At 68.2% G+C, this 3,091-nt stretch carries 1 protein-coding gene; it reads right to left on the bottom strand.

Annotated elements, in window-relative coordinates:
- On the bottom strand, nucleotides 1-3,070 hold a 3,070-nt coding region (locus K675_RS0129420), incomplete at its 3' end, for a dermonecrotic toxin domain-containing protein (protein WP_157384019.1).
- Between the last annotated feature and the right edge of the window lie 21 nt (nucleotides 3,071-3,091).

The raw sequence follows: 3,091 nt of genomic DNA, 5'->3' as shown, positions 1-3,091 counted from the left end.
GCGCCGCGTAGTGGCTGCCGATGGCCGCTTCCTTGACCAGGCTTCGGGCCCGTTCGCCGGTCAGGCTGTCGGGCAGGCTGCCCGCGGCCAGGTCGAGGCTGATCGCGCGTGAGCTGATGTCGTCGAAATGGCGCAGGGCGAAATCGGTCAGCGGTTCGCTGAGCGGCAGGGCGGCATCCCTGGGCGTCAGCCAGACGGTGATCCGCCGTGGGTCCAGCGCCTGGTCCGGGTAGTCCCGCGACAGCAGGCTTTTGAGCTTGACACTGGCCGTCTCGCGGAGCGTGGGAATGCCCTGGAGGTAGTCGTCGGTCGTCGCCGCCTCGCGGCGATAGCGGTCGAGCAGGGCGGCCAGGGCGAACTGCCCGCGGTCGCTGGTGGCGCCGAGCCAGGGCGGCAGCGCCAGGTGGGTGGCGGTGTCCCGCGCCGCCCGGATCGCTTGTTCCAGCATGGGCACCGTCGTCTGGCTTTCGAGGCAGCTCTGCAGGTGCTGGTGCAGGTGCTCACCGCTGTATTTCGAGGTGGTGGCGTGGCTCAGGTCGGCCAGCGCCTGGTCGATCAGCGAGTTGAACAGGTAGCCCTGCAAACCGTTGTGAATCAGCTCGAAGCCGAGGCTGGGGTAGGTCTGCGGATGGTTGCGCTGGCGGGGGACAAGGGGCAGGTGCCTGGGCCGTTCCTCCTGCGTGGTGTTTTCCAGCAGGGAAAGGCGCTCCACCGGGTCATGCAGGCGCCGTTGCAGTTCGGCCTCGGCGCCGTGCAGCGAGTCGAAGGGCTCGGCCCCCTGGGCCGGAGTCCAGAGCAGGGCCTTGCCGGCGTGCTGCTGGTCCAGGCCACCGTGGGCGGTCAGCAGGAAGCAGTTGTGCAACCGCACCGGGGCGGCCGCCGTGTCGCGTTTATAGGTGAGGGCGAAGGCGTCCGGAATGAAGCCGTTCAGGCCCGGGCGCGTATCGCGCCGATGGCTGTCGAGCAGGTGCTCGAGCAGGTCGAGGTCGCTGGCCCGCAGGGCGCCACGCATTTGCTTGAGTTGCACCTCGCCGCGCAACCCGGACCTGATCGCCTGGTTCAGGGCACTGGACAGCCCGCCGTAGATCGAGCGTTGCCGGCGCAGGTAGTGGCCGAGAAAGTCCGGCAGCAGCGCCGTGACGAGCCGGTTGAGCTGGTCGAGGTCCAGGTTGGCGACCCGCGACCACAGGCCTTCGGCGCTCTTGCTGAAGACGCCGACGGTGACGCCGGCCAGTTCGCCAGCGCTCTGGCGCAGGCGTTCGAGCACATGGTCGACGACGCTTTGCGAGGCGCTGGGGGGCTGGTCGGGGTCGCCGACCTGGGGGAGCGCCGCGGCATAGTGGTTGATATACAGGTTGTCGGCGGACAGGTTGTGCAGTTGCGCGCGATTGAGCTCGCTGGACAACTGGCTCTGGATGAAGGCCTTGAGCGACGGACGCTGTTTCAGCCCGGCGAGGATCTGTCGTTTGAGTTGCTCCAGGGTCGCCAACTGGTGCGTGGCGGTGTCCAGGGTCGGGCGCAGGGTCTTGAGCAGCGGGGGCACCGCGGGCCGTTCGCTGGGCGAGAGATCCAGCCGGGCGCTCCAGCGCGTTCCCTGGGCGAGCGTGACCAGTCGCGGGGCGATCAGCGCCCGGATGTCCAGCGCGCTCTCGAAGGCGGTCGGCAGCGCCAGCGCGCCGCCGCTGTGGCGATAGCGCTCCAGCACGTAGGCGACGTTGTCCAGCAGCTTGTCGAGGATGCGCTTGAACAGCGTGGTGAAAATCGACGGTTCGCTCGCGGTCAGCGACACCTCGGTGATGTCGGCGGTCATGAGCGCGGCCCGTTCGCGCAGGGACAGACCGTGGAGCCAGGCGGGGTTCTGTGCGGGGTCCCGCAGCCGTGTCCTGAGCGCCTCCAGCAGCCGTTCCCGGTTGTCGAAGGCCTGCAGCCGCTCGGCGCCGTAGAGGAAATGCTCGGCGGAAGGGGTGCGGTCGCGACCTGCCACAAAGGCGTTGGCCAGCGTGAATGCGCTGTCGCGGGTCTGCAGCGTGACGGTGTACAGCGTGGCGGCGCCGAGCCTGGCGCTGTCCAGCGGGTAGAGGGCGCACAGCATCGGGTAGTCTTGCGGGTCGATCTCGTTGAGGTCCTGCTCCTGGTGCAGCAGTTCGGCGCGAAAGCGCGTGCCCAGGGCGTCGACGAACAGTTGCCGGCGCGGCTTGCCGATATCCAGCGGCAGGTCCCAGAAGGCCCTGAGCCGGCTCTGCAGATGGCTTGGCAACTGCCTGGCGAGGGTGGCGAGGGTGTTTTCCCAGACGGCGTTGTCCGGCGGCTGCGCGGTGTAGCCGGGGGAGATGAACTCGTGGGTCTGGCCGCTGGGCCACTGGCCGCGGATGTACTGTTCCAGCAGGGTTTCGCTCAGCGTACGGCTGGAGGCCGTACCAGGCGTGCCCGCTTCGCCGGGCGCCTCGCGACTGATGACGGTCAGGGCCTTGAGGTTGGCGCGGGGGAAGCGCTTGCCCAGGGTGCTGTCGAGCAGTTGGTTGATCACGGTCTTGAGGCTGGGCAGTTCGAGCAGTTCGTCCTGCAGGTGTTTCAGGGTGGTGTCGAGGTAGGCGTCCACGGCCTGGCGTCGATCGCTCAGGACCACGCCCTGGATCAGGCGGGTGAGCAGGGTGGGCGGGGGCTCGTACGGGATGGCGTTCCTGATTCGCAAGGGGACGAAGCGCAGCAGTTCGTCGCGCTGGGTCGGGATGCCCAGGCGTTCGTCGAGTTTCGCCAGCGCCAGCTCGCGGGAGGCGAAGCGTTCCAGGCCGAACGCCGGGGTGCAGAGGAACACCGCGTGCCCGACGGCGCCGCTGACCAGGAAACTGCCGGCCAGGTCCGCCGTGGTGGCGCCCTGGGTGACGATGAACAGCTTGTCGACGTACATCGGGTTGCCGGTTTCCTCACGCGCGTCATGGTTGGCCAGGAACAGGTAGCCGAGCCAACTGCGCTCGGTGCTGTCGATCGACAGCGCCTTTTCCTGGGCGCTGAGGGTGGTGCGCAGTTCCATGGCCTGGGACAGTAAATAGAGGGAGGGTTGCTCTGACATGGTGGCCTTCATGGGTATTCG

This window comes from Pseudomonas fuscovaginae SE-1, assembly GCF_000364705.1.
GTDB classification, from domain to species: Bacteria; Pseudomonadota; Gammaproteobacteria; order Pseudomonadales; family Pseudomonadaceae; genus Aquipseudomonas; species Aquipseudomonas fuscovaginae_A.
This window is presented reverse-complemented; position numbering and strand designations above follow the sequence as displayed.